Annotated in this window: 20 protein-coding genes and 1 pseudogene; 9 read left to right on the forward strand and 12 right to left on the reverse strand. The window is 71.3% G+C overall.

Annotated elements, in window-relative coordinates; genetic code table 11:
- Positions 1 to 146: 146 nt before the first annotated feature.
- The 5 genes from AB0H52_RS03475 to AB0H52_RS03495 all read left to right on the forward strand — a co-directional run bounded on the left by AB0H52_RS03475 (position 147) and on the right by AB0H52_RS03495 (position 5,177).
- Complete coding sequence (locus AB0H52_RS03475; RefSeq protein WP_357944980.1) at positions 147 to 1,874, forward strand: alkaline phosphatase D family protein; 1,728 nt, start codon at positions 147 to 149, stop codon at positions 1,872 to 1,874.
- A gap of 10 nt (positions 1,875 to 1,884) precedes the next feature.
- Positions 1,885 to 2,325, forward strand: a complete 441-nt coding sequence (locus AB0H52_RS03480; RefSeq protein ID WP_225854595.1) for a MarR family transcriptional regulator — start codon at positions 1,885 to 1,887, stop codon at positions 2,323 to 2,325.
- 147 nt (positions 2,326 to 2,472) lie between these two features.
- Positions 2,473 to 4,092 (forward strand): MDR family MFS transporter, encoded by a 1,620-nt coding sequence (locus AB0H52_RS03485; RefSeq protein ID WP_357944983.1) that lies wholly within the window; start codon positions 2,473 to 2,475, stop codon positions 4,090 to 4,092.
- 9 nt (positions 4,093 to 4,101) lie between these two features.
- Positions 4,102 to 4,596 (forward strand): universal stress protein, encoded by a 495-nt coding sequence (locus AB0H52_RS03490; protein ID WP_192580335.1) that lies wholly within the window; start codon positions 4,102 to 4,104, stop codon positions 4,594 to 4,596.
- 47 nt (positions 4,597 to 4,643) lie between these two features.
- A complete protein-coding gene (locus AB0H52_RS03495; protein ID WP_151490818.1) occupies positions 4,644 to 5,177 on the forward strand; it encodes a DinB family protein in 534 nt (177 codons plus the stop codon).
- Between the two features lie 7 nt (positions 5,178 to 5,184).
- Here AB0H52_RS03495 and AB0H52_RS03500 read toward each other — a convergent pair whose 3' ends face one another.
- From AB0H52_RS03500 to AB0H52_RS03510, 3 genes are all read right to left on the reverse strand, one after another.
- Complete coding sequence (locus AB0H52_RS03500) at positions 5,185 to 5,805, reverse strand: HAD-IA family hydrolase (protein ID WP_357944987.1); 621 nt, start codon at positions 5,803 to 5,805, stop codon at positions 5,185 to 5,187.
- Positions 5,805 to 9,419, reverse strand: coding sequence for a chromosome segregation protein SMC (gene smc, locus AB0H52_RS03505; RefSeq protein WP_151490820.1), 3,615 nt, complete (start codon positions 9,417 to 9,419; stop codon positions 5,805 to 5,807). Before smc ends, AB0H52_RS03500 begins: the two co-directional genes overlap by 1 nt.
- Positions 9,420 to 9,768: 349 nt before the next feature.
- Complete coding sequence (locus tag AB0H52_RS03510; protein ID WP_007456482.1) at positions 9,769 to 9,963, reverse strand: hypothetical protein; 195 nt, start codon at positions 9,961 to 9,963, stop codon at positions 9,769 to 9,771.
- Between the two features lie 373 nt (positions 9,964 to 10,336).
- Between AB0H52_RS03510 and AB0H52_RS03515 the strand changes: the two genes are divergently transcribed.
- Together AB0H52_RS03515 and AB0H52_RS03520 are read left to right on the forward strand one after the other, a co-directional pair.
- Positions 10,337 to 11,452, forward strand: a complete 1,116-nt coding sequence (locus AB0H52_RS03515) for a CAP domain-containing protein (protein WP_357944990.1) — start codon at positions 10,337 to 10,339, stop codon at positions 11,450 to 11,452.
- Between the two features lie 117 nt (positions 11,453 to 11,569).
- Positions 11,570 to 12,412 carry an endo alpha-1,4 polygalactosaminidase gene (locus tag AB0H52_RS03520; protein WP_151490822.1) on the forward strand — a complete coding sequence of 281 codons (843 nt, stop codon included), beginning with the start codon at positions 11,570 to 11,572 and terminating at the stop codon, positions 12,410 to 12,412.
- A gap of 46 nt (positions 12,413 to 12,458) precedes the next feature.
- Here AB0H52_RS03520 and AB0H52_RS03525 read toward each other — a convergent pair whose 3' ends face one another.
- The 9 genes and pseudogenes from AB0H52_RS03525 to rsmD all read right to left on the reverse strand — a co-directional run bounded on the left by AB0H52_RS03525 (position 12,459) and on the right by rsmD (position 20,419).
- Positions 12,459 to 14,678: an MMPL family transporter gene (locus tag AB0H52_RS03525; protein ID WP_151490823.1), complete on the reverse strand. Its 2,220-nt coding sequence runs from the start codon at positions 14,676 to 14,678 to the stop codon at positions 12,459 to 12,461.
- 220 nt (positions 14,679 to 14,898) lie between these two features.
- Positions 14,899 to 15,756, reverse strand: a complete 858-nt coding sequence (gene mutM, locus AB0H52_RS03530) for a bifunctional DNA-formamidopyrimidine glycosylase/DNA-(apurinic or apyrimidinic site) lyase (RefSeq protein WP_357944993.1) — start codon at positions 15,754 to 15,756, stop codon at positions 14,899 to 14,901.
- Between the two features lie 217 nt (positions 15,757 to 15,973).
- Positions 15,974 to 16,693: pseudogene (gene rnc / locus AB0H52_RS03535) on the reverse strand (ribonuclease III); the annotation flags it as partial.
- Positions 16,690 to 17,673, reverse strand: coding sequence for a phosphate acyltransferase PlsX (locus AB0H52_RS03540; protein ID WP_151490825.1), 984 nt, complete (start codon positions 17,671 to 17,673; stop codon positions 16,690 to 16,692). The gene AB0H52_RS03540 and the pseudogene rnc, both read right to left, overlap by 4 nt.
- Positions 17,674 to 17,787: 114 nt before the next feature.
- Positions 17,788 to 17,961, reverse strand: coding sequence for a 50S ribosomal protein L32 (gene rpmF / locus AB0H52_RS03545; protein ID WP_030335284.1), 174 nt, complete (start codon positions 17,959 to 17,961; stop codon positions 17,788 to 17,790).
- Between the two features lie 5 nt (positions 17,962 to 17,966).
- Positions 17,967 to 18,530, reverse strand: coding sequence for a YceD family protein (locus AB0H52_RS03550; protein WP_357944996.1), 564 nt, complete (start codon positions 18,528 to 18,530; stop codon positions 17,967 to 17,969).
- 110 nt (positions 18,531 to 18,640) lie between these two features.
- Positions 18,641 to 19,138, reverse strand: a complete 498-nt coding sequence (locus AB0H52_RS03555; RefSeq protein ID WP_357944999.1) for a hypothetical protein — start codon at positions 19,136 to 19,138, stop codon at positions 18,641 to 18,643.
- 238 nt (positions 19,139 to 19,376) lie between these two features.
- Entirely contained in the window at positions 19,377 to 19,859 is a 483-nt protein-coding gene (gene coaD, locus AB0H52_RS03560; RefSeq protein ID WP_151489770.1) for a pantetheine-phosphate adenylyltransferase, read from the reverse strand.
- Entirely contained in the window at positions 19,856 to 20,419 is a 564-nt protein-coding gene (rsmD, locus tag AB0H52_RS03565; protein ID WP_151489771.1) for a 16S rRNA (guanine(966)-N(2))-methyltransferase RsmD, read from the reverse strand. The genes coaD and rsmD overlap by 4 nt, the downstream gene beginning before the upstream one ends.
- A 305-nt stretch (positions 20,420 to 20,724) precedes the next feature.
- On the opposite strand from rsmD, the gene AB0H52_RS03570 reads away from it, so the two are divergent.
- On the forward strand, positions 20,725 to 22,245 hold the full coding sequence (locus AB0H52_RS03570) for a cell wall anchor protein (protein ID WP_357945003.1): 1,521 nt from the start codon (positions 20,725 to 20,727) through the stop codon (positions 22,243 to 22,245).
- Between the two features lie 185 nt (positions 22,246 to 22,430).
- Positions 22,431 to 24,227 (forward strand): RICIN domain-containing protein, encoded by a 1,797-nt coding sequence (locus AB0H52_RS03575; RefSeq protein WP_357945006.1) that lies wholly within the window; start codon positions 22,431 to 22,433, stop codon positions 24,225 to 24,227.
- Positions 24,228 to 24,270: the final 43 nt, after the last annotated feature.

A 24,270-nucleotide genomic window follows, 5' to 3' on the forward strand; every position in this document is an offset into this window, starting at 1 on the left:
GAATCCTGTCAGATGCCGGCGGCGGCGTCCCAGCCACCGCACCCCGAGCGATGCCCGGGATCGCAGCCGACCGCCGGCCGGGCGACGCCCGGGGTCTCAGCCACCGCACGCGGCCGGTGCGGGGAACCGGCGGTAGGCTCGGCCGCATGCCCGCCGCACACCTTCTCATCGGCCCACTCCTGCGGCGAGTGGTGGACACCCGGGCGACGATCTGGGTGGAGACGGCGGCGCCCGCCGTGGTCACCGTCCGCACCGCCGACGGGGCCACCGGCACCGCACCCACCTTCTCGGCGTACGACCACCACTACGCGTTGGTCGTGGTGGAGGGGCTCACCCCGGACAGCGCGACCACCTACGAGGTGCTGGTCGACGACGAGGTGGTCTGGCCGGTGCCGAGCAGCGGCTTCCCGCCGAGCGTGATCCGCACCCGGGCCGCCGACGACCGGGACCAGCCGGTCAATCTGATCTTCGGCTCGTGCCGGGAGACCACCCAGCACGCCACCACCCGCAAGCTGCCGCCGGACGCGCTCGACGCGTACGCCCGGCGGTTGATGGCCGACCCGGAGTCCAACCCGCTGCCCGACCTGCTGGTGCTGCTCGGTGACCAGGTCTACGCCGACGTCACCTCGCCCACGGTGCGCCGGCTGCTGCGCCGGCGCCGGCGGCGGCCCAAGGGTGCCCCGGCCGACCAGGTGGTGAGCTTCGACGAGTACACCAAGCTCTACCTGGAGTCGTGGCGCGATCCGGAGATCCGCTGGCTGCTGTCCACCGTGCCGAGCGTGATGATCTTCGACGATCACGAGATCATCGACGACTGGAACACCTCGGCGGCGTGGCGTGCCGAGATGCGCGAGCAGCCGTGGTGGCCGGAGCGGATCGGCAGCGGGCTGGCCTCGTACTGGGTCTACCAGCATCTGGGCAACCTGTCCCCCGACGAGATCGCCGCCGACCCGGTCTTCGCGAAGGTCGCCGCCGCCGAGGACGCGACCGGCGTGCTGCGCGAGTTCGGGCACCGGGTGGATCAGGAGTCCGACCTGGCGCACGACACGGAGCGTTGGCGCGCCGTGCAGTACCAGTGGAGTTACGCACTGGACCTGGGACGCACCCGGCTGGTCATGCTGGACAACCGGTGCAGCCGGGTGCTCGACGCGGGCAGCCGGGCGATGCTGCCGCCGGGTGAGTGGTCCTGGTTCCTCGACCAGGCGCACGGGGTCTACGACCACCTGGTGGTCGGGGCTTCGCTGCCGTGGCTGCTGCCGCAGGGCATCCACCACATCGAGGCATGGAACGAGAAGTTGGCGGACTCGCGCCGGCCGTGGGTGGCGCGCGGGGCGGAGAAGCTGCGCCGCGCACTGGACCTGGAGCACTGGGCCGCGTTCCGGCGCTCCTTCGAGGCGATGGCGGAGACGTTCGCCCGGATCGGCACCGGCACCCCGAGGGAGTCCGGCGCACGGGTGGGCGCCGGTCCGGCGTACGCCCCGCCGGCGTCGATCAGCGTGCTCTCCGGGGACGTGCACCACTCGTACGTGGCGCGGGCCCGGTTCGCCGACCCGGCGGTGGTCACTCCCGTACACCAGCTCACCTGCTCGCCGATCCACAACCAGGTGCCGGCCGGCATCCGTCCGCTGATGCGGCTGGGCTGGTCGGCCGGGCCGGCCGGGGCGACCCGGGCGTTGGCCCGCTCGGCGGGTGTCCGCCGCCCGGGGGTGCGCTGGCGCAAGCTGGCCGGCCCCTACTTCGGCAACGCGGTCGCCACGCTGACCCATCAGGGGCGGGGTGCTGACGTGACCATCGAGGGCACCACGAAGGACGGTCTGCTACGCCCGGTGATGCGACGCCGACTCTCGGGCGGCGGCGGGTCGACCGAGCCGTAGTCTCTAGGCCGTGGATGAGCACCTGCCGGAGCCGATCCGGGCGGTCGAGCACGAGTTGACCGCTCTGCTGCGTCGTGGCCGGGCGGTCTCCTGGGAGATCGCCCGCGAGGTGCACCCGAACCTCGAACCGAACACCTACGGGCTGCTGCTCTGGTTGCGGCGTAGTGGGTCGATCCGGTTGACCGAGTTGGCGGCGCGGCTCGGCGTGGGCAAGGGCACGCTGAGCCGGCAGATCAACGCGCTGGAGGTGCTCGGGCTGGTCCACCGCGACCCCGACCCGAGCGACCGGCGGGCCGCGCAGATCAGTCTCACCGAGGAGGGGCAGCACCGGTTCGACGTGGCCCGCGCCGCGCGGCTGGGGGAGTTCCTGCGGGCCCTGGACGGCTGGCCGGAGCGGGATGTCGAGGAGTTCGCCCGGCTGTTGGGTCGGTTCAACGACTCCTGGCAGTAGCGCCGCGCGGCGGGGAATACGGCGCCGGTCCAACAAGTTGTTGCTTCAGGCAACCAAGGCATACGGTTGCTTCGGGCAACTCCCAGGCGGCCCACGCGTACCAGGTCAACCGCCGTTCCACCTCGACTCCGCTCGGAGGCAACAACGATGACCCAGGCGACAGCGCCCACCCAGGCGACCGCCGTCACCATGACCCACCGGCAGATCCTGGAGGCACTCTCCGGCCTGCTGCTGGGCCTGTTCGTCGCGATCCTCTCCTCCACGGTCATCTCGAACGCGCTGCCGCGGATCATCACCGAACTGCACGGCGGCCAGTCCGCGTACACCTGGGTGGTCACCTCGGCCCTGCTCGCGACCACCGCGACCACCCCCATCTGGGGCAAGCTCGCCGACCTGACCAGCAAGAAGACCCTGGTCCAGCTCGCCCTGGGGATCTATGTCCTGGGCTCGGTGCTGGCCGGCCTCGCGCAGGGCACCGGTGAGCTGATCGCCTGCCGGGTGGTCCAGGGCATCGGCGCGGGCGGCCTCACCGCACTGGCCCAGGTGATCATGGCCACGATGATCGCCCCGCGCGAGCGGGGTCGCTACAGCGGCTACCTCGGTGCCGTGATGGCCGTCGGCACCATCGGCGGCCCGCTGATCGGCGGCGTGATCGTGGACACCTCCTGGCTCGGCTGGCGCTGGTGCTTCTACGTCGGCGTGCCGTTCGCCATCGTCGCGCTGATCGTGTTGCAGAAGACGCTGCACCTGCCCGTGATCAAGCGTAAGGCGGAGATCGACTGGTGGGGTGCCACCCTGATCACCGCGGCCGTCTCGGTGCTGCTGATCTGGGTCTCGCTCGCCGGCGACCAGTTCGCCTGGGCGTCCTGGCAGACCGCCGTCATGGTGCTCGGCGCGCTGGTCCTCGGCGCGCTGGCGATCCGGGTGGAGACCCGGGCCGCCGAGCCGATGATCCCACCGCGACTGTTCCGCAACCGCACCATCAGCCTCGCCGTCGTCGCCAGCATCGCGGTCGGTGTCGGCATGTTCGGCGCGTCGATCTTCCTCGGCCAGTACTTCCAGATCAGCCGCGGCCAGACCCCGACCATGTCCGGCCTCATGACCCTGCCGATGATCCTCGGCCTGCTCGTCGCCTCGACGGTGGGCGGACGGATCATCACCAGGACCGGCCGTTGGAAGCGGTTCCTCGTGGCCGGCTCGGTGCTGCTCACCATCGGCTTCGCCCTCATGGGCACGCTGCGCGCGGACACCAGCTTCACCCTGCTCAGCGTCTACATGGTGCTGATCGGCGTCGGCCTGGGCCTGACCATGCAGAACCTCGTCCTCGCCGTGCAGAACACCGTCGGCCCACACGAGCTCGGCGCGGCCAGTTCGGTGGTGGCGTTCTTCCGCAGCCTGGGCGGCGCGATCGGCGTATCCGCCCTCGGCGCGGTGCTGGCCCACAAGGTCAAGGACTACACCGCCGACGGGCTGGCCCAGCTCGGCATCCCGGCGTCCAGCTCCGGCAGCGGCGGCACCCTGCCCGACGTGCACACCCTGCCCGGCCCGCTGCGGGTCGTGGTGGAGAGCGCGTACGGCCACGGCGCCGGTGACATCTTCCTGGCCGCCGCTCCCTTCGCGCTGCTCGCCCTGATCGCGGTGACCTTCATCAAGGAGGTGCCGCTGCGCCAGCACAACGGCAACCCGGTTTCCGACGAGGTCGAGCGGGAATCGACCCTCGCAGCCGGTGCCGGAGCAGCCGTCGTCCGTACCGGCGAGCAGAGGTGAGGTAGAGCGATGAGCGTGGGAGCACCGGACCGCGAGGAGTACGGCCCCCGGACCCGCCCGCTGCCCTTCGAACGCGGCACGGACGGCCCGCGGGTGATCATGGTGGGCGTGGACGGCACCCGTACCTCCGAGCGGGCCGGCTCCTACGCCGCCGGGATGGCTCGCCGGCAGGGAGCCGCCCTGGTGGTCGTCTTCGTCAGTTCGGCGAGCGGGCTCACCGCCCTGGTGCCCGGGATGGACGCCGGCGCGGTCCAGCGCACCCACGACGAGTTGGCCGACGAGCTGCGTCGGGAGTGCCGCCGTGGGGCCGAGCAGTGGGGCATTCCGGTGACCCTGCTGGTCCGGCGCGGCGACGCGTACGGCGAGTTGTGCGCGGCGGCCGACGAGTTCCAGGCCGACATGGTGGTGGTGGGCGCCTCCGAGCAGGCCGGTCACCGGCTGGTCGGCTCGGTGGCGACCCGCCTGGTCCGCACCGGCCGCTGGCCCGTCGTGGTGGTGCCCTGACAAGAATCTCGGTCGCGTTTGTCGTACCCGGGTCGCAGGATGGCCCGATGACGACGTGGAGAGCACCTGAGATCGACCGCAGAGACGAGCCCCTGGTCGCCGACGAGCGCGCGATGCTGGAGGGCTGGCTCGACTACCACCGCGACACCCTGCTGCACAAGTGCGCCGGCCTGACCGCCGAGCAACTGCGGACGGCGAGCGTCGAGCCGTCCGACCTGAGCCTTCTCGGGCTCGTCCTGCACATGACCGAGGTCGAGCGGTCCTGGTTCCGCCAGCGCTTCGCCGGCCAGGACCTGCCCGACCTCTTCGACTACGACACCGACAACGACGCCGAATTCCACGCCGCGGCCGAGGCGGACGCGGAGGCCGCCTTCGCCACCTTCCGGGCCGAGGTCGACGCGGCCCGCGCGGCGACCGAGGGGCGATCCCTGGACGAGACGTTCACGCTGACCCGCGGCGACGGCGCCGCCCGCACCTTCAGCCTGCGCTGGGTGTACGTGCACATGATCGAGGAGTACGCCCGACACAACGGCCACGCCGACCTGATCCGGGAACGCGTCGACGGCGTCACCGGCGACTGACCGGCGCTCAGTAGCTGAGGGCGGCCCGCAGGTAGCGCAGGTCGGCGTGGCCGCCCCAGCGGTGCGCCGACAGGCCTGCGGAGCGGGCGCCCCGCACGGCCCAGTCCTCGTCGTCGACGAAGAGCACCCGCGCCGGCGGGGTGGTCAGCGCCTGGCAGGCGGCCTGGAAGTACTCCGGGGCCGGCTTGTGCACCCCCAGCGTCGAGGAGTTGACCACCACGTCCACCTCGTCGGCGAGGCCGAGTGCGGCCAGGTCGGCGTCGAGCAGGTCGGTGGCGTTGGTGGCCAGGCCGACCCTGATCCCGGCGGCGCGTACCTCCCGGACGAAGTCGAGCACCTCGGTGTCCACCTCGCCCCGGTAGCGCTGCCACTGCTCGACCGCCGCCCGGGCCCGGTCCGGGCCGCCCGCCGGCTCAGCGAGGGCGTCGGCCACGCTGCTCACCCAGTCGGCGTGGCTGACCTGGCCGGTGAGCACCGGCTGGAGCCGGCCCCACTGCATGGCGATCTCGGTGAGCACCCCGTCGGCGAGGCCGTACTCCCGCTCCACCCCGGCGGCGACTGCCGGGTCGAACCGGCGCAGGACGCCGTCCAGATCCAGCAGGAGCGCCGTCGCGCGTTCCCGAGCCACTACCCGTTCTCCTCGCCGCGGCCGCGCCGCTGGTCGTCCTCGTCGGCCCGGTTGAGCCGTTGGCTGATCACCTGGGTGACCCCGCTGCGCATGGTCACCCCGTAGAGCGCGTCAGCGATCTCCATCGTCCGCTTCTGGTGCGTGATGACGATCAGCTGACTCTTCTCCCGCAACTGTGCCAGCAACGTGATCAGCCGGCCCAGGTTCACGTCGTCCAGGGCCGCCTCCACCTCGTCCATGATGTAGAACGGGCTGGGTCGGGCGCGGAAGATCGCCACCAGCATGGCCACCGCGGTCAGCGACCGCTCGCCGCCGGAGAGCAGCGACAGCCGCTTGATCCTCTTGCCCGGCGGTCGGGCCTCCACCTCGACGCCGGTGGTGAGCAGGTCGTCGGGGTCGGTGAGGATCAGCCGGCCCTCGCCGCCGGGGAACAGCACGGTGAACACCTGCTCGAACTCCCGGGCGGTGTCGGCGAACGCGCTGGCGAACACCTCCAGGATCCGCTCGTCGACGTCCTTGACGACGGTGAGCAGGTCCCGCCGGGTGGCCTTCAGGTCTTCCAACTGCTCGGAGAGGAACTTGAAGCGCTCCTCCAGCGCGGCGAACTCCTCCAACGCGAGCGGGTTCACCTTGCCGAGCAGGGCCAGTTCACGTTCGGCCTTGGCGGCCCGCTTCTCCTGCACCGGCCGCTCGTAGCGGACCGGCTCGGGCACCGGCAGCCCGTCGCGTTCGGCCGCCGCGACGTCGACCTGGGTGGGCGGGACCAGCTGGTTGGGGCCGTACTCGGCGACCAGCGTCTCCACGTCCAGCCCGAAGTCCTCGGCGGCCTTCGCCTCCAGCTGCTCGATGCGCAGGCGCTGCTCGGCACGGGCCACCTCGTCGCGGTGTACCTGGCTGGTCAGCCGCTCCAGCTCCGCGCCGAGTCGCTTGGCTGCCCCGCGTACCTCCTGAAGCTCGGCCTCGCGGCCGGCGCGTTCCCGGGCGACCGCGTCGCGGTGCTCCTCGGCCGCCGCGATCGACGTGGTGAGCCGGGTGAGGGCCTCCCGGGCGCCGCCCGCGACGGCCCGGGCGATGCCCGCACCCCGGGTGCGCGCCGCCCGCCGGGCCGCGGCGCGCTCGCGCGCGGCCCGCTCGGCGGTGGCCTGCCGGGCCAGCGAGTCGGCCCGGCCGGCGATCGAGGAGACACGCTCCTCGGCGGTACGCACGGCGAGCCGGACCTCCATCTCGTTCTGCCGGGCCTGCGGCACCATGGCGGCGAGCTGGTCCCGTTCCTCGGTGGAGGGCTCGGCATCGACCGGGGTCTCCTCGGCCAGCCGCAGCCGCTCCTCCAGCTCGTCGAGCGTGCTGAGGTCCCGTTGCCGGGCCGCCTCGGCGCGGGAGCGGGACTCGCCGAGCCGGTCGGTCTCGGCCTTCGCCGATCGGGCCGCCGCGCCCAACTCGGCGAGCCGGCGGGCAGCGGCGTTGCGGTGGCTCTCGGCCTCGCGCGTCTCGGCGGCGGCGTGCTGCACGGTCTCCTTGGCGGCGGCCACCTCGGCGCGCGCCTCGACGAGCTGGTCGCGCAGGTCCGCGCCGGCCCGCTCGGCGGCCAGGCGGTTGGTGCGGGCCTCCTCGACGGCCGCCTGCACCTCGATGTAGCTGGGCGCCTTGGCCGACCCGCCGGCCGCCGCGTACGCCCCGACCACGTCACCGTCGGGGGTGACCGCGCGCAGCTCGGGGTTCCCGGCGACCAGCTCCGCCGCGGCGGCCAGATCGTCGACGAGTGCCACGTCGCGCAACGCCCGGTGCACGGCCGGACGCAACTCGGCCGAGCACTCCACGAGGTCGGGTGCCCAGCGGGCGCCGTCGGGCAGCTTCGGACGCAGCGCGTCGGCGGAGCCGGTCATGCCGGGCCCGGCCGGGCTGCCGACCAGCAGACCGGCCCGGCCGGCGTCGGAGATCTTCAGTAGCCGCATCGCCTCGACGGCCTCGTCCACCCCGCTGACGGCGACCGCGTCGGCGAGGCCGCCGAGCGCGGCGGCCAGCGCGGCCTCGTTGCCCGGAGCGACGGTGAGCAGCCCGGCGAGGCTGCCGAGCAGGCCGGGTACGTCGCCGGCGCGGGCGAGCAGCGCGCCCGCCCCGTCCTTGCGGCGCAGGCCCAGGGCGAGTGCCTCCTCGCGGGCCTTCCAGGTGGCGGCGTCCTTCTCCGCCGCCCGCTCGGCGTCGGCCAGCGATCGGACGCCTGCCTGCGCCCGTTCCTGCTCGGCGACGGCCTCGGCGTGCCGCGCGTCCAGGTCGGCGTTGTCCCGGTCCGCCTCGGTGGACTGTGCGGCCACCGCGTCCAGGTCGGCCTGCGCCTGCTCGGCACGGGTCAACGCGTCGGCGTGCGCGACGGCGAGCCGTTCGATCTCCTCGCCGGCGCTGGTGGTCCGCGCCCGGGCCGAGTTGACCTGGCCGGTGAGCCGGGCCATCCCCTCGCGCCGGTCGGCGATGGCCTTGGCGGCGGCGACCAGTTCCCGTTCGGCGGCGGCGAGCTGCCGTTCCAGCTCCTGGCGGTGCTCCACCGCCTCGGCCAGCCGGATCTGGTCGTCGGTGAGCGCCGCGCGCAGGTCCTCCTCCTGCTCGCGGACCCGCTCCGCCTCGGCCTCCAGCTGCTCCGGGTCGCGGCCGGGCCGCTCGTCGTCGCCGCTGGCGCTGAGGTGCCGCAGCCGCTCCCGGGCCAACTGCTCGATGGAGCGGAAGCGTTCCTGCAGCGCGGACAGCTTGTACCAGGTGTCCTGGGCGGCGGCGAGCAGCGGGGCGTCCTCGGCGAGGGCCGCCTCCAGCTCACCGAGCCGGCCCTGCACCTCGACGTGTTCACCCTCGATCTGCTCGCGCCGCTCCCGCAGCGCGGTCTCGTCGGCGATCTCCCGGTCCAGGGTGGTCCGCAGGGTCGCCAGGTCGTCGGCGAGCAGTCGCAGGCGGGCGTCGCGCAGGTTCGCCTGGATGGCGGCCGCCCGGCGGGCCACCTCCGCCTGCCGGCCCAAGGGCTTGAGCTGGCGGCGCAGCTCCGCGGTGAGGTCGGTGAGCCGGTTGAGGTTGGTCTGCATCGCGTCGAGCTTGCGCAGCGCCTTTTCCTTGCGCTTGCGGTGCTTGAGGACGCCGGCCGCCTCCTCGATGAACGAGCGGCGGTCCTCCGGCTTGGCGTGCAGCATGCCGTCAAGGCGGCCCTGACCGACGATGATGTGCATCTCCCGGCCGATGCCGGAGTCGGACAGCAGCTCCTGGATGTCGAGCAGCCGGCACGAGTTTCCGTTGATCTCGTACTCGCTCTCGCCGGAGCGGAACATCCGGCGGGTGATGGAGACCTCGGTGTACTCGATGGGCAGCGCGCCGTCGGTGTTGTCGATGGTGAGGGTGACCTCGGCGCGGCCCAGCGGCGCGCGGCCGGCGGTGCCGGCGAAGATGACGTCCTCCATCTTGCCGCCGCGCAGCGCCTTGGCGCCCTGCTCGCCGAGCACCCAGGCGATGGCGTCGACGACGTTGGACTTGCCGGAGCCGTTCGGGCCTACCACGCAGGTGATCCCGGGCTCCAGCTTCAACGTCGTGGCGGAGGCGAAGGACTTGAAGCCCTTCACCGTCAGGCTCTTGAGATACACCTTCTCGATCCTCGTCCGGTGGCCGCCGTACCGTCGCCGGCTGCGCGGACCTGGGTGAACCCGCAGACTAACCCGGTGGCGCGAGTGGGCCGGCACGCGACCCGCCCCGGAGGGCGTCGGTCGAGGGCACGGGATGCGTTCCGACGGTCACGCGGAAAGGCAAGCCTCTTTCATGATCGGATTGTCGGTCGGCCCGTTTCTCGGAAAGTGCCGACGCGTTTCCGATGCGACCCAGTGCAAGATCAGAAATCGTCGGCCGCGAAACAGAGCCGGACAGCGTTGCGCGCCGGCACGTGACGTGTCGGCGCGCTTTTCTGCGATGGTGCGATTCAGTTTTCCGACCCGAAGATCAGGTCAACGCCGGTTCGGCCAGACGGAGCAGGTCGTCCGCCTCCGCCGCAGCCGCCGCGAGCCGATCATTGTCGGCACGCAGACGCGTGATCTCGAACTCCAGTGCCTGAACCCTGGCACGCAGTCGGGTGACCTCGTCGAGCAGACGCCGGTCGGGCGCTGCACCTACGTGGCCGTAGAGGGCCTTCGCCATGCTGACTCCTTGATATGCGCTGCCGGAAAGGCCGGCCAACGCGCGCCCATTTGTACGCGGCTGTCATTCCAGGCTGTATCTGGGCATGACCGGGCGCGACTGGCGACACCTATATATTGAGCCGCAAACCCCTCCTTCGTCAAGTTCTCGCAGGCCGTAGATCATCTCCACGTCGACCTGTCCACTTGTCGGGGGGCTGCCTTCTCGGCACGGACACTCTCTGTCCGGACGCCTTTACTGTACGCCCGGATCCGGGGAAGTCAGCACCTTGGCGTCCGACTTCCCCTTAACTCTTCCTTAGCCACGTTGCCGCAGGTCGCGGGCGAGTCGTAGCGTCACCCCGGCCAACAACCGACCCCGTGGAGGCAGAGGCGTGTACGGCTGGACCGACCCGATGGACCCGAACGGCGCACCCCGGCGCGCCGAGCGGCAGACAGACGAGCCGGACTGGCTGACCGACCGCCCGGAACCCCGCTCGGCGTACCTGTTCGGCGACGACCCGGACCGGCCCGGCGACGAGTGGCAGCGCGAGCAGCCCACCGCCCGCTGGAACCACGAACCGGACGTCCCCGCCGGGCCGCGGGACGCGCACACCCCCGCCTGGACGGCCCACCAACCGGCCGACGACCCGACCGCCGGCTGGCACGGCAGCGCCGACACCACCGGCGACTGGCGCGCCGACACGGGGACGACCGACGGCTGGCGCGCCGATGCCACCACCGAGCGGTCCGGCCAGGGCCGGCACCGTTCCCCGCGCAGCTGGCGTCGACCGCTGATGATCGGCGGTGCCGCCGCGGCGGCCACCCTCGTGGTGAGCTTCGGCGTCGGGGCGCTCGCGATGCCCGGTGACGACCCGGCCGGCGACCCGACGGCCGTCGACGACACGTACGCCGCGTCGGCGGCGCCGACCGACCAGCCGACCCTGGACACGCTCGCCGCGCCCTCCCCGAGCGGCACGCCCACGGCGGCCCAGCCGAGCCCGTCGCCCAGCAAGACCGTGCAGCCCACCCCGGCGTCGTCGCGGACCACCGCGGCGTCGCGGCGCAGCGCCCCGCGCAGCAGCGCGCCGAGCACCGCCAACGGCTCCGGCGGCTCCAGCGGCACCGTGAGCAGCCAGGCGCGCGAGGTGGTGGACCTGGTCAACGCCGAGCGGGCCAAGGCCGGCTGCAAGGCGCTGAGCATCGACGACAAGCTGATGACCGCCGCCCAGAAGCACAGCCAGGACCAGGCCGACCACCAGAACATGTCGCACACCGGCAGCGACGGCAGCAACGCCGGCGTCCGGCTGGACCGCGTCGGTTACGCGTGGCGCACCTACGGCGAGAACGTGGCCTGGAACCAGAAGACCCCGGCCGCCGTGATGGACGCCTGGATGAACAGCTCCGGTCACCGGGCGAACATCCTGAACTGCGCGTTCACCGAGATCGGCGTCGGCATCGCCAGCAGCAACGGCCCGTACTGGACGCAGGTCTTCGCGGCGCCGCGCTGACCGCGCGTCGTCCGCGCCCCCGCGCTCGTTTGACCCGGTGAGGTACGTCGGGCCGAGTGTGGGGCCGGCGTACCGGCCGAGGGCGGCGACGGGCCGCCCGCGACCCGGGAGCTGCCGATGCGGATCCGGCCGCGGCGTCGCGCCGCGACGCGCCCACTGCGCCGCGTCTTGGCCGCCGGCCTCGCGGCGGTCCTGGTGGTGCCGGCGTACGGCTGCCGCGCCGAGCTGACCCCGCCCGGCGCGCCCACCGCGTGGCCGTCCGACCAGTCCCGCCAGTGGCAGTGGCAGTGGCAGCTCAGTGGCCCCCTCGACCCGGCGGTGGACGCGGACGTCTTCCTGCTCGACCCGGTGGACACCACCGCCGCACAGACCGCCGAGCTGCGCTCCCGCAACCGCCGGCTCATCTGCCAGGTGTACGTCGGGTCGGCCCGCGCGACCGACCCGGACGCCAGCCGCCTCCCGGACGCCGTGCAGGGCTCGGCCGGGCGTCGGGCCGGCAGCCGGTGGTTGGACGTCCGGGCGTGGGACGCGCTGGAGCCGGTCCTGGCCGACCGGTTCCGGCTCTGCCGGGGCAAGGGCTTCGGCGCGGTGGCGTTCGCCGACGCCGACGGGTACGCGTCGCGCACCGGCTTTCCCCTCGACTTCGACGACCAGCTGCTGTTCAACCGCCGGCTGGCCGAGCTGGCCCGGAAACTGAGCCTCTCCCCCGGCCTGGTCAACGACGTGCCGCAGCTCGCCGCGCTCGCGCCCGACTTCGACTTCGCGGTCAACGAGGAGTGCGTCCGGCTGGCCCAGTGCGCCAAGCTGCTGCCGTTCGCCGACGCGGGCAAGCCCGTCTTCCACGTCGAGTACACCGGCTCGACCGACGACTTCTGCGTCACGACCATCGGCTACGGCTTCGCCTCGATCCGCAAGGAACGCACGCTGGACGCCTGGCGGGCACCCTGCCCGCTGCCCTGAGAGGGCCGACCGGGCCGCGGTCGCGGCCCGGCCGTCAGCACCTCGTTCAGGGCACCGGCACCAACTCCGGGGCGGGGGCCGGCGGGTCGGCGGGGGCGGATGCCGGACGCTCGCGCAGGAAGCGTGGTGCCCACCAGTTGGCGTCGCCCAGCATGGTCATCAGCGCCGGCAGCACCACTCCCCGGATGATCGTGGCGTCCAGCAGGATGGCCGCCGCGAGGCCGATGCCGAGCTGCTTCATGTCGATCGTGCTCAACGTGGCGAAGATCGAGAACACGCCGACCATCACGATCGCCGCGCTGGTCACCACGCCGGCCGACGAGGTGATCCCGTACGAGATCGCGTCGCGGTTGGGCATGCCGGCCCGGACCCCCTCGCGGATCCGGCTGACCACGAACACGTGGTAGTCCATCGAGAGTCCGAAGAGCACCACGAAGAGGAACAGCGGCAGCCAGGACACGATGGCGCCCATCGAGGTGAAGCCGAGCAGCCCCTCGGCCCAGTCACCCTGGAAGACCAGCACCAGCAGCCCGTACGCGGCTCCGGCGGACAGCAGGTTCAGCACGATCGAGCTGGCCGCCACCACCACCGATCGGAAGGTGAGCACCATGACCAGGAAGGTGAGCACCAGCACGAAGCCCATCACCAGCGGCAACGTGCTCCGGACGTGCGCCGCGTAGTCCTCGCTGTCGGCCACGCTGCCGCCGACCGCGTACTCGATGCCGGGGATGCTGCGCAGTTCGGCCGGGACCAGGTCCGCGCGCAGCCTCTCCAGCGACCGCACCGACCGGTCGTCCCGACTGGAGTACGGGGTGGCGACGTCCAGCACCGACACCCGCCGGTCGGCCGACACCTGGATCTTCGGGCCGTCCGTCTCGGTCGGGGCGAACAGCGGGTCACCGGCGGCCCGGCCGGCCAGGTCGGTGAGCGCGGCGCGGACCCGGTCGGCCTGCTCGGCGGGCGCCCGGACGGCCACCACGTGGTCGGTGCCGGTGCTCGGGAAGGCGGCGGTGAGCCGGTCGTACGCCTGCATGGCCGGCGTGGTGCGCGGCAGGTCCTCCATGCCGGGGAACTTCAGCTTCATGCCGAGCGCCGGCGCGGCCAGCGCGAGCAGTAGCCCGACCGAGATCACCAGGGTCGCGACCGGCGCGCGTAGCGCGGGCCGGAGCACGGCGGGCCAGAGCCGGGGCGCGCGGGGCTGCCCGTGCCGGCCGGTACGCGGGGCGGTCAACCGCCAGAGCAGCGGCACCCGGGGCCGGTCGACCCAGCGGCCGAGCCTGGCCAGCAGGGCGGGCAGCACCGTCAGCGACCCGGTGACCGCGACGGCGACCACCAGGATCGAACCGACGGCGAGGGACGAGAAGACGACGTCGCCGGCGAGCAGCAGCCCGGCCATCGCGATGATCACGGCGAAGCCGGAGACCACGACGGCGTGCCCGGAGGTCTCCGCGGCGATCTCCACGGCGTCCAGGCCGGACCGGCCCTTGGCGCGTTCCTCACGCTCCCGACGGATGTAGAACAGCGAGTAGTCGACCCCGACCGCCATGCCGATCAGCAGGATCACCGGGGACGTGGTGTCGGTGGCCGGCACCAGGTGGGAGGCGAGGGTGGACAGACCCATCGCGGCGGCGACCGAGGAGAGCGCCAGCAGCACCGGCACGCTCGCCGCGATGAGCGCGCCGAACGCGATGATCAGGATGGCCAGGGTGACCGGCAGGCTGAGCAGCTCGGCACGTTTGAAGTCCTTGCCCAGGGTGTCGTCGAGGGCTTGGCCGATCGACGGCCCGCCGACCTGTTCGACGCGTACCTGCGGATGCGCGCCCTGCACGGCTGCGGTCGCGTCACGCAGCGGCTGCACCCGGTCCGACGCCGTCTCCGGGTCGCCGGACATGGTGATCGGCAGCAGCAGCGCCGAACCGTCCCGGGCGGAGACGGGCTGACCGACCTCGGCGACCCCGGTGACCGAGCGCAGCCGGGCCGTCGCGTCGTCGGCGGCGGCCTTCGCCGCCGCCTGGTCCAGCGCACCGCCCCGGGAGGTGATGAGGACGTTGTCCACGGCCGGGTCGGCGAAGGCGCCGGAGTCCACGATGAGGCCGGCCCGTCCCGCCTCGCCGATCGCCTGGTCGCCGCTGGTGGCCTCGTTGAGACCGGCGGCGTTGCCACCGACGAAGCACACCGCCACGAACACGACCCACAGTGCGATGGCCCGCCACGGGTGCTCGGCGCTCCACCGCGCCATCCGCACTGTCACCGGTCTGCTGCCCATCTCGCGTCCCCCTGTCCCGTCAACCCCCTGTCAACGGTGCTGACGTTAGGGACGTGACGAGGCGGTCACATCGGGGATCGGCCCTGGCCCGTCCCGGAACCGGTCCACCGTGCCGGCGGGTCGGTCGGCGGGCGTGGACCGGCGATTCGGGCGGGCTGGGGGGTGCACCCCGGAGCGTCCGGCCGCGACCCGCCGGTACCGACCCGGAGCCGGCTCCGGGTCAACCCCGAAGGGAACCCCGGGGCCGCGGCTGGCAGCGCGGGCAGCTGTACGAGGATCGGTTCATGAACGCCTCGCGGCGGATCGGTGTGCCACACCGCCGGCACGGCTCACCCTCGCGCCCGTAGACGTTCAGCTCCCGGTCGAAGTAGCCGCTCTCACCGTTGACGTTCACGTAGAGGGCGTCGAAGCTGGTGCCGCCCTCCTTGATCGCCTCGGCGAGCACGTCCCGGACATGACCGAGCAGGCGCTGCGCGGCCGGGCCGGTCAACGCGTCGGTGGGTCGGGCACCGTGCAGCCGGGCGCGCCAGAGCGCCTCGTCGGCGTAGATGTTGCCCACCCCGGAGATCAGGGTCTGGTCGAGCAGTGCCCGTTTCACCTCGGTGCGTCGCCGGCGCAGCGCGGCGACGAACGCCGCGTCGGAGAACTCCGGGTCCATCGGGTCGCGGGCGATGTGCGCGATCTCCGCGGGCAGCTCCGCGCCACCCTCGCTGACCGACAGCCCGCCGAACGTGCGCTGGTCGACGAAACGCAACTCCGGGCCGTCGTCGGCGAACCGGAACCGCACCCGCAGGTGCGTCTCGTCCGGGGTGCCGGGCCGCTGGAGCAGCAGCTGCCCGGACATGCCCAGGTGCCCGATGACCGCGTCGCCGCTGTCCAGGGGGAGCCACAGGTACTTGCCGCGCCGTCGGACGTCCAGCACCGTACGGCCGGCGAGCACGTCGGCGAAGTGGGCGCCACCGGGGACGTGCCGGCGGACCGCACGCGGGTGGCGCACCTCCACCGAGTCGATCCGGCGGCCGGTGACCCACTGGGCCAGCCCCAGCCGGACGGTCTCCACCTCGGGCAGCTCAGGCACGCCGTGATCCCGCCTCGTGGTCCTCGGTAGCACCGACCGAAGTCTGGGCCGCGCCGCTGGTCGACGGCTCCTGTGCCGCGACGTCGGCCGGCATCACCTGCGCCAGGTGGTCGGCCTGCTCGGTGCGGGCCGCCCGCTCCGCCCGCTCCAGCGGCCCCACCGACTCCCGATCGGCCGAGCCGTCCTGGTCGGCCCGACCGTCCTGGCCGTTCGAACCGTCCTGGTCGTTCTGGTCGGCGAGGGTCCGCCAGGCCGCCTCCGCGGCCCGCTGCTCGGCCTCCTTCTTGCTGCGCCCCTCGGCGCCGCCGTACCGGTTGCCGGCCACCACCACCCACGCGGTGAACGTCTTGAGGTGGTCCGGGCCGGTGCCCTCGATCCGGTACTCCGGCACCCCGAGCCCGAGCGCCGCCGTCAACTCCTGGAGGCTGGTCTTCCAGTCCAGCGCGGCGCCCCGCCCGGCCGACTCGGCCATCAGCGGGTCGAAGAGCCGGTGGATGACGATCCCCGCGGTGTCCAGCCCGTACTGCAGGTAGATCGCCCCGAGCAGGGCCTCCAGGGTGTCGGCGAGGATGCTCGCCTTGTCCCGGCCGCCGGTGGTCTCCTCGCCCTTGCCGAGCAGCAGGTACGCGCCGAGGCCGTCCGGGCCCAGTCCACGGGCCACGTCGGCGAGCGCCCGCATGTTGACCACGCTGGCGCGCAGCTTGGCGAGCTGCCCCTCGGGCAGGTCCGGGTGGTTGTGGAAGAGCGCCGTGGTGATCACCACGCCGAGCACCGAGTCGCCGAGAAACTCCAGCCGCTCGTTGGTGGGCAGACCGCCGTTCTCGTACGCGTACGAGCGGTGGGTCAGCGCGCGTTGCAGAAGCTCCGGTTCCAGGCTCACGCCGAACGCGGCTTCCAGGTGACCGACGGACGCCCGCCGCCGCTTGTCGTTGCTCATGTGCGTACCTCGGTGTCGGTGGAGCGGTCGGTGTTCTCCGTCGCGACGTCGCCGTCGAGCAGGGCGGAGACCAGGTCGGTGGCGCGCCGCCGCCACAGGTGGGCGGCGAGGGCGATGCCGGAGGCGACATCGTCGGCGCGAGCGGAACCGTGGCAGACGACCACCGTTCCCGCCACGCCCAGCAGTGCGGCGGCGCGGGGGGCGCCGCCCCCGACAGGTGGACCGCCGGCCATGGCGTACGCGCCCTCGATGGCCTTGAGCAGCACGTTACCGGTGAAGCCGTCGGTGACCACCACATCGGCGCGCGCGCCGAGCGCCACGTCGTACCCCTCGACGAGGCCGACGTAGCGCGCCCCACCGGGCAGCGGCTCGACGGCCAGCAGCGGGTCGGTGGCCCGGCGGACCCGGTCGCCCTTGCCGGCCTCGGTGCCGACCGAGAGCAGGCCGACCCGGGGCTCGGCGACCGAGTGGGCCACCGCGGCGTACGCGGCGCCCATCACGGCGTGTCGGGCGAGGGTGGCGGGGCGGGGCTCCAGCGAGCCGCCGACGTCGAGCAGGACGACCGGACCGGCGACCGCGGGCAGGGTGGCGACCAGGGCGGGCTGGCGGATCTCCGGCCAGCGGCCGAGGCCGAGGACGGCAGCGGTGACGGTGGCGCCGGTGGAGCCGGCCGAGACGAGGGCGTCGGCGGTCCCGTCGCGCACGGCGGTGACCGCGGCCCGCACGGTGCTCTCGGCGCGGGCGGCACTGGGATGGTCGGCCATGCCCACGACGTCACGGACCGGCCGGACCGTGATCCGGGCCCGTTGGGCGGGATCAAGGGCAGCGATCAGCTCGTCGGCGACCTCGGTCGGGCCGACGAGCAGCAGGTGCAGGTCCGGGTCGGCGCGCACAGCTCGCAGAGCGCCGTCAACCACGACGGCGGGAGCATCGTCCCCGCCGAGGAGGTCAACGGCGATCCGCGCGGTGCCCGGCTCCACTGGAACGCCGACCGGGTTGGGCCGGCGGGCGTCGGCGGGAGCCGGGGCACCGGGCGAATGCCAGGGTGCGCGCGCCGCCCGACCTGGGGTCGGGGGCGTCACTCGGCGTCCAGGTCAGACCTCGAGAACCTGGCGGCCGTTGTAGGTGCCGCAGACGGAGCAGGCGGCGTGCGGCAGCTTCGGGGACTTGCACTGCGGGCACGCGACGGTCGCGACCACGGTCGCCTTCCAGTTCGCCCGGCGGGACCGGGTGTTGCTGCGCGACATCTTGCGCTTCGGGACGGCCACGGTTCTTACTCCTCTGTACGGGTCAGTTGCGACAGGCCCGCCCAACGCGGGTCGATCTGCTGGTGACTGTGGTCGGCCGGCAGATCGTCCCAGTGCGCCCCGCATTCGGGGCACAGTCCTGGGCAGTCCTCCCGGCAGAGCGGGTTGGTCGGCAGCGTGAGCACCAACGCGTCCCGCAGCGCCGGCTCCAGGTCGATCAGATCGCCCTGCATCCGGCCCACCTCGTCCTCGTCGGTCGTGGCGTCCGTGGTGCTGTTCTCGTACGCGTACAGCTCCTGGATCGTCACGGCCATCGATTCGTTGATCTCGCGTAGGCAGCGCCCACACTCGCCCCGGACGGGACCGGTGATGGTCCCGGAGACGAGCACACCCTCGGACACCGACTGCAACCTCAGATCGAGGTTGAGGTCCGCGCCCTCCGGCACACCGATCAACTCCACACCGAGGTCCGCCGGTGCCGGCACGACCCGCTGGACCTCACGCAACGCACCAGGGCGGCGCGGCAGGTCCCTCGTGTCGAGGACCAGCGGCGACCTGGGGTCGAGTGTCGATGGCGAGTGCTTGGGCATAGTCAGACTCCGGCCGGTGAGAGGCCGACAAAAAAGGTTACCTGGGCGACCGCCGGACCGTCGAACCGGGGGCGACGCCCGCCCGAGAATGTCGGCTGGTGAGGTGCCGCTCAGAAGGGTAGCGGGCGTTCGGCCTCATCCCCACCGAAGGTGCCGATCTCCCGTAGCGCGTGCATCTTGTCGCGGCCACGCTCTATCGAGGCGAGGGCCCGGGTGAGGAACTGCTCGAAGTTGGCCAACGCCGTGTCGACGTAGTCGTCGACCTCCTCACGTAGGCGCTGCGCCTCGGCGCGGGCCTCGGCGATGATCCGGGCGCCCTCGTGCTCGGCGGACACGGTGATCTCGTTCACTGACACGAGGCGGGCGTGTTCTGCCTCACCCTCGCTGATGATCCGGTCCGCCTCGCGCTTGCCGGCCTCCATGATCTTGTCCCGCTCGTCCAGGAGCGCGGCGGCCCGACGCAGGTCGGCGGGGAGATCCACGCGCATCTCGTCCAGGGCCGCGATCATCTCGCCTCGGTCGACCATGCAGTTGTTCCGCGACATCGGGACGGAGCGGGCCTGCTCCACCAGGGCGATCAGTTCGTCGATGCGATCGAGCGGGTCCACCGGTACCTCACTCCTGTCGTTCGTCGGCCGACCTCCATGATGCGGGCTACGGCCGGTTCCCCGCTCTGTCAATCATGTCGTGCCCGCCCCACACGTGCCCCATCCACCCCAACCCGGCGCGTCGCGACGCCGTCACTCCCCGCCGATCTTGCACTTTCGGTCGGGCCAAATCGTCGCGAAGGGGGCAATCGAGCGACACAAAGCGCACGATCGCGGAGAGCGGGGAGGGGTCAGCGCGTCAGCGGCGGGGGCCCAGGCGGGCCTGGAGGGCCTCGCGGACCGGGTCGGGGACGTGGGCGGAGATGTCGCCACCCCACTTGGCCACGTCCTTGACCAGGCTGGAGGAGAGGAACGAGTAGAGCGGGTTGGTCGGCATGAACAACGTCTCGACGCCGGCCAGACCGATGTTCATCTGCGCCATCTGCAACTCGTAGTCGAAGTCGCTGACCGCCCGCAGACCCTTGATCAGCACGCTCGCCTGCTGGGCCCGACAGAAGTCGACCAGCAACCCCCGGAACGACTCGACCCGCACGTTGCCGTACGAGGCGGTCACCTCGCGGAGCATGTCGATCCGCTCCTCGACGGTGAACAGGCCACTCTTCGACTGGTTCACCAGCACGCCGACGATCACCTCGTCGAACAGCCGGCTGGCCCGACCGATGATGTCGAGGTGTCCGTTGGTGACCGGGTCGAAGGAGCCGGGACACACCGCACGTCTCATGATCGGCGACCGTACCAAAGGGTGGTCTCGCCGTAGCGGCGACTGCGCTGCGGGGTAATCCCGTCCACCCAGTCGAACTCCCTGGTCCGGCGGGACCGCTCGACCACCACCAACGCGTCGGGCACCAGCCAGCCGCCGTCGACCAGCGTGGTCAACAGCGCGGTGATCTCCGCGTCCGGCACCGCGTAGGGCGGGTCGGCGAAGACCACGTCGTACGGGCCGCCGTCCGGACCGGCCGCCAGCACCGTCGCCACCCTGCCGGTGACCAGTCGTACGGCGGAGCCGGCCCGCAGGGTCGTCACGTTCTCCCGGATCACCCGGGCCGCCTTCGGGTCCGACTCCACCAACAACACGTGCCGGGCACCCCGGGACAGCGCCTCCAGACCGACCGCGCCGGAGCCCGCGTACAGGTCGGCGAAGCGCGCGCCGTCGAGATCGACCTCGGACTCGACGGCGCTGAACAGCGCCTCCCGGACCCGATCGGACGTCGGTCGGGTGCCGGCGCCGGGGGGCGCGGCGATCCGCCGACCACCAAGCGTCCCGGCCACGATCCGGGTCACCGCCTCCTCCTGTTCATGACCCCGACGCTACGCGACCCGTCGGACCCGCCAGCCGACACGGTCGGTACCGCCACGTGGATCATGTGATCACTTTTCGTATATCAATGATCTCAAGTTCATAACATCCGTCTTAGCTAATCCTGAGCGCTGTATCACGCGCGGCGATCTCGCTAGGGTCTGCCGGGTGTCGGCGGCAACCCACCGACCCACGGCTCGGGAGGGCGCCTCTCCGATCGGACGTGCAGTGACCGTCCACTGTCACTCCCGTGCCACACCCCTGACGCTTCAGCACTCCAGGAGTACCCGTGATCCATCCCAAGCTGTCGCTCCGGCGACCGCTGGCCATCCTGGGAGCCGCCCTCATCGGCCTCACCGGGGTCGTCGCGGTCGCCACCCCAGCCAGCGCACACCACACCACGATCACCGCCACCGCCGAATGTGACCGGCTCACCGGCGAGCGCGTGATCACCTGGAAGGTGGTGAACAGCGAAGACAAGAAGGACGCGACCGTCCAGAGGGTGACCGCTGACCCGAACACCCCGGTGACCTCTCTGGTCGAGGGCGTGAAGGAAGCGAAGCCGCTGCAGGGGTTGGTCATCCCGCAGGCCTCCTACAAGCTGGCCACCCAGCGCGTGCCCGGCAACACCACCGTGGCACACCTCCAGGTCTACGCTGAGTGGATCAAGGGCGACAAGGTCACGGCGAACAACACCGCCAACGGCGAGATCAACCTCGCGGCCGACAAGTCCTGCACCCCGGCTCCGAAGTGCGTCGAGGTCGACAAGGCCAAGTACAGCCACACCTTCGACGGGCCGAAGGGGACGGCCACCGTCAAGCTCGACGGCGACCTGCCGCTCTGCGGCGAGGGCAAGCAGTGGTTCACGCTGGTCTCGTACTTCGCGCCGCGGCCGCAGTTCGCCACCCCGCAGTACGTCTACGGGACGCCGGACAGCGACTGGATCGGTGGCACCCAGACCGAGATCACGCTGAACGTGGAGATCCCGGACTGCCACACCCAGGTCGACCTGATCTGGGGCGGCAAGGACGAGGTCATCGACGAGCTGGTCGACGGTGGCAAGCGCTACGACAACAAGAAGCTCGGCTCGCCGGGTGCCCCGGGCAACCGGTCCAAGGGCCCGCAGGGCTGGTACAACGGCGGCAGCAAGAACTGCACCACCCCGGCCTCGACCTTCGCGTCCACGTGCGACGGTTCGGTCGCCGTCTCGCTGAGCAACGACGGCAAGATCAGCAAGTACGCCGTCGAGTTCGAGGTCAAGGGCGAGAACGGCTTCACCAAGAAGGTCTCCGTCGCGCCCGGCAAGGCCGACACGAGCATCGTGGTGCCCGCCGCCGACGCCGGCAAGATCGAGGTGCTGGTCGACGGCAAGGTCATCGAGAACGGCACGTACTCGTGGCAGCGTCCCGAGGACTGCCCGCTGCCGGCCGTCACCACCAAGGCCGACTGCAAGACCTTCGCCCTCACCGTGACCAACCCCGAGGGTGGGCTCCCGGTCAAGTCGACGTTCACCTACGAGGGCAAGACCGAGACCCGTACGGTCGCGGCCGGCGCGTCGGAGACGGTGACCTTCAAGGCCGGCAAGGACAAGACGGCGATCGTCGCCCTGCCCGACATGGACCTTGAGATGGAAGCCATCTACACGCCGGAGGGCAACTGCGGCGGCGCCGGTGGCGGCGGCGAGGAGCCGAGCCTCCCGCTCACCGGTGCGGCGGCGGGCGGCATCGCCGCCGGCGCGGTCGCCCTGCTGATCGCGGGCGCGGTGCTCTTCATCATCGCCCGTCGGCGTCGGGTGACCTTCACCGCCTGACCTGACCTGCGCTGAAGCCCGAGGGCGCGTCGACCATCCGGTCGGCGCGCCCTCGGGCATTTCTGTCGGCGGCACCTGAGCCACAGCCAGCGCACCGCGCGAGCCATGCGAGACGTCCCGCTCGACGGGCCAGCCAGGTCGATCATGGAAATTACCTCTGAACCGGATCCGGAAACCTCCGTTGTATGGACGCCCACCATTTCGGACCGCTCGCCCGATTGAGAGGTAACACGTTGGCGTTTTCTCTACCTGGAAGGCTCGTCGACCGCGGGATCGCCGCCGGCCTCGGCCTGGCCGTCGCCGTTGCGATCGGCATCGCGGTGCATCCAACCGCGGATGCGGCGCCGGCGAACTTCAGGGTTCTCGCGTTCTACAACGCCCAGAGCGGCGACGCCGCTCACGACGACTTCGTCAAGGATGCGAAGACGGGGTTCCCCCGACTCGGCGAGGAGAATGGTTTCACCTGGGAAAGCACCACCGACTGGGGCCGCCTCTCCGGTGATCTGTCGAACTACAAGGTGGTGATGTTCCTCAACGACGCCCCGCACGATCGCGGACAGCAGGCCGGATTCAAGCGGTACATGGACAACGGTGGAGCCTGGATGGGCTTCCACGTCAGTGCGTTTACTCAGCACGCGGATTCCTGGGACTGGTACTACAACACGTTCCTGGGGTCAGGGAACTTCAGGAACAACTCCTGGGATCCGACCACGGCAGTTTTGCGGATAAACGACCGGAACCATCCCTCCACCGCCGGACTACCGGCGACCATCAAGTCGTCGGTGAGCGAGTGGTACACATGGAGCAACAACCTGGGGCAAAATCCGGACATTGACGTAATCGCGTCGATCGACGAATCCGGCCCTCCGGTTGGCACCAGACAAAAGTTGACCGGCTCCATTCCGGTGATGTGGACGAACAAGAATTACAAGATGCTGTACGCGAATTTCGGCCACAACGCGAGGCCCTACAACAAGAATATCCAGAAGTCGTCCACGTTCGACAGCGATGAGCAGAACCAGTGGATGATCAACGGCCTGCGTTGGCTCGGCGGCCGTCCCGGCAGCGAGAGCCCGCCCACCGGGAATCGCATCGACCCCGAGACCTGGTATTCGTTGGTCAACAAGAACAGTGGCAAGTGCGTGGAAGCGCGCGGCGCCGGCACCAGCAGTGGCACCGCCATTCAACAGAGCGACTGCACCGACTCGATGGCGCAGCAGTTCAAGTTCCTGGGAGTCGACGACGGTTACGTCAGAATCCTGCGGCGGGACACGAAGAAGCAGGTGCTCGACGTTACCGACAGGTCAACCAAGGACAATGCCAAGATCCAAACCTGGTCGTACGTCGGTGGGACCAACCAGGAATGGCGGCCCGTTGAAGAGGGCGGTGGCTATTACCACTTCATCAGCCGCAACAGCCGCAAGTGCCTGAGCGTCCCCGATTCGGCACTGGGCAACGGGATCCGGCTGGTCGTGCTCAGCTGCAAGCAGACCAACGCCCAGTCGTTCTCGCTCAAATCGAACAATAGCGACCCGGGCGACGCGGACCCCAACCCGGGCGACCCAGACCCCAACCCCGGCGACGCGGACCCCAACCCGGGCGACGCAGACCCCAACCCCGGCGACGCGGACCCCAACCCCGGCGACGCAGGTCCGTGCGGCGAGGGCGAGTTGTGCTTGTACGAGGAGGCGAACTTCCGCGGCGGCGTCCACCCTGTCGCGCTTAATCCCAACAAAAATGTAAAACTGCCTTGCGACGTGGACCTTGCCGCATTCGATGGGTTCGGCAAGAGGGATGAATTCGACAATGGGCATACCCTGGACAACCAAACGTCATCCGTTATCAACAACACCGACCATACCGCTCATCTTCACCTCGACGCATTGGAGAAGGGCGGGGAAAGGCAAGTTCTGGCCCATAGCAAGTTGGCCGAAATCCCGGATGGGGACGACGGAATTTCAAGTGCCTGCGTGTACGATTAGGAGTAACTGACGTCAGTTGACCACAGCGCATCCCGAGCCGACC

Origin of the sequence: Micromonospora sp. NPDC050695 (assembly GCF_040654415.1) — a bacterium.
Lineage (GTDB): Bacteria > Actinomycetota > Actinomycetes > Mycobacteriales > Micromonosporaceae > Micromonospora.

Bases quoted from the DNA above. Each gene is read 5' to 3' on its own strand.
- AB0H52_RS03485 (WP_357944983.1), top strand. From the start codon at position 2,473: ATGACCCAGGCGACAGCGCCCACCCAGGCGACCGCCGTCACCATGACC.
- coaD (WP_151489770.1), bottom strand. From the start codon at position 19,859: ATGAGACGTGCGGTGTGTCCCGGCTCCTTCGACCCGGTCACCAACGGA.
- AB0H52_RS03490 (WP_192580335.1), top strand. From the start codon at position 4,102: ATGAGCGTGGGAGCACCGGACCGCGAGGAGTACGGCCCCCGGACCCGC.
- AB0H52_RS03525 (WP_151490823.1), bottom strand. From the start codon at position 14,678: ATGGGCAGCAGACCGGTGACAGTGCGGATGGCGCGGTGGAGCGCCGAG.
- AB0H52_RS03475 (WP_357944980.1), top strand. From the start codon at position 147: ATGCCCGCCGCACACCTTCTCATCGGCCCACTCCTGCGGCGAGTGGTG.
- AB0H52_RS03495 (WP_151490818.1), top strand. From the start codon at position 4,644: ATGACGACGTGGAGAGCACCTGAGATCGACCGCAGAGACGAGCCCCTG.
- AB0H52_RS03550 (WP_357944996.1), bottom strand. From the start codon at position 18,530: ATGCCCAAGCACTCGCCATCGACACTCGACCCCAGGTCGCCGCTGGTC.
- AB0H52_RS03510 (WP_007456482.1), bottom strand. From the start codon at position 9,963: ATGGCGAAGGCCCTCTACGGCCACGTAGGTGCAGCGCCCGACCGGCGT.
- AB0H52_RS03520 (WP_151490822.1), top strand. From the start codon at position 11,570: ATGCGGATCCGGCCGCGGCGTCGCGCCGCGACGCGCCCACTGCGCCGC.
- AB0H52_RS03575 (WP_357945006.1), top strand. From the start codon at position 22,431: ATGGACGCCCACCATTTCGGACCGCTCGCCCGATTGAGAGGTAACACG.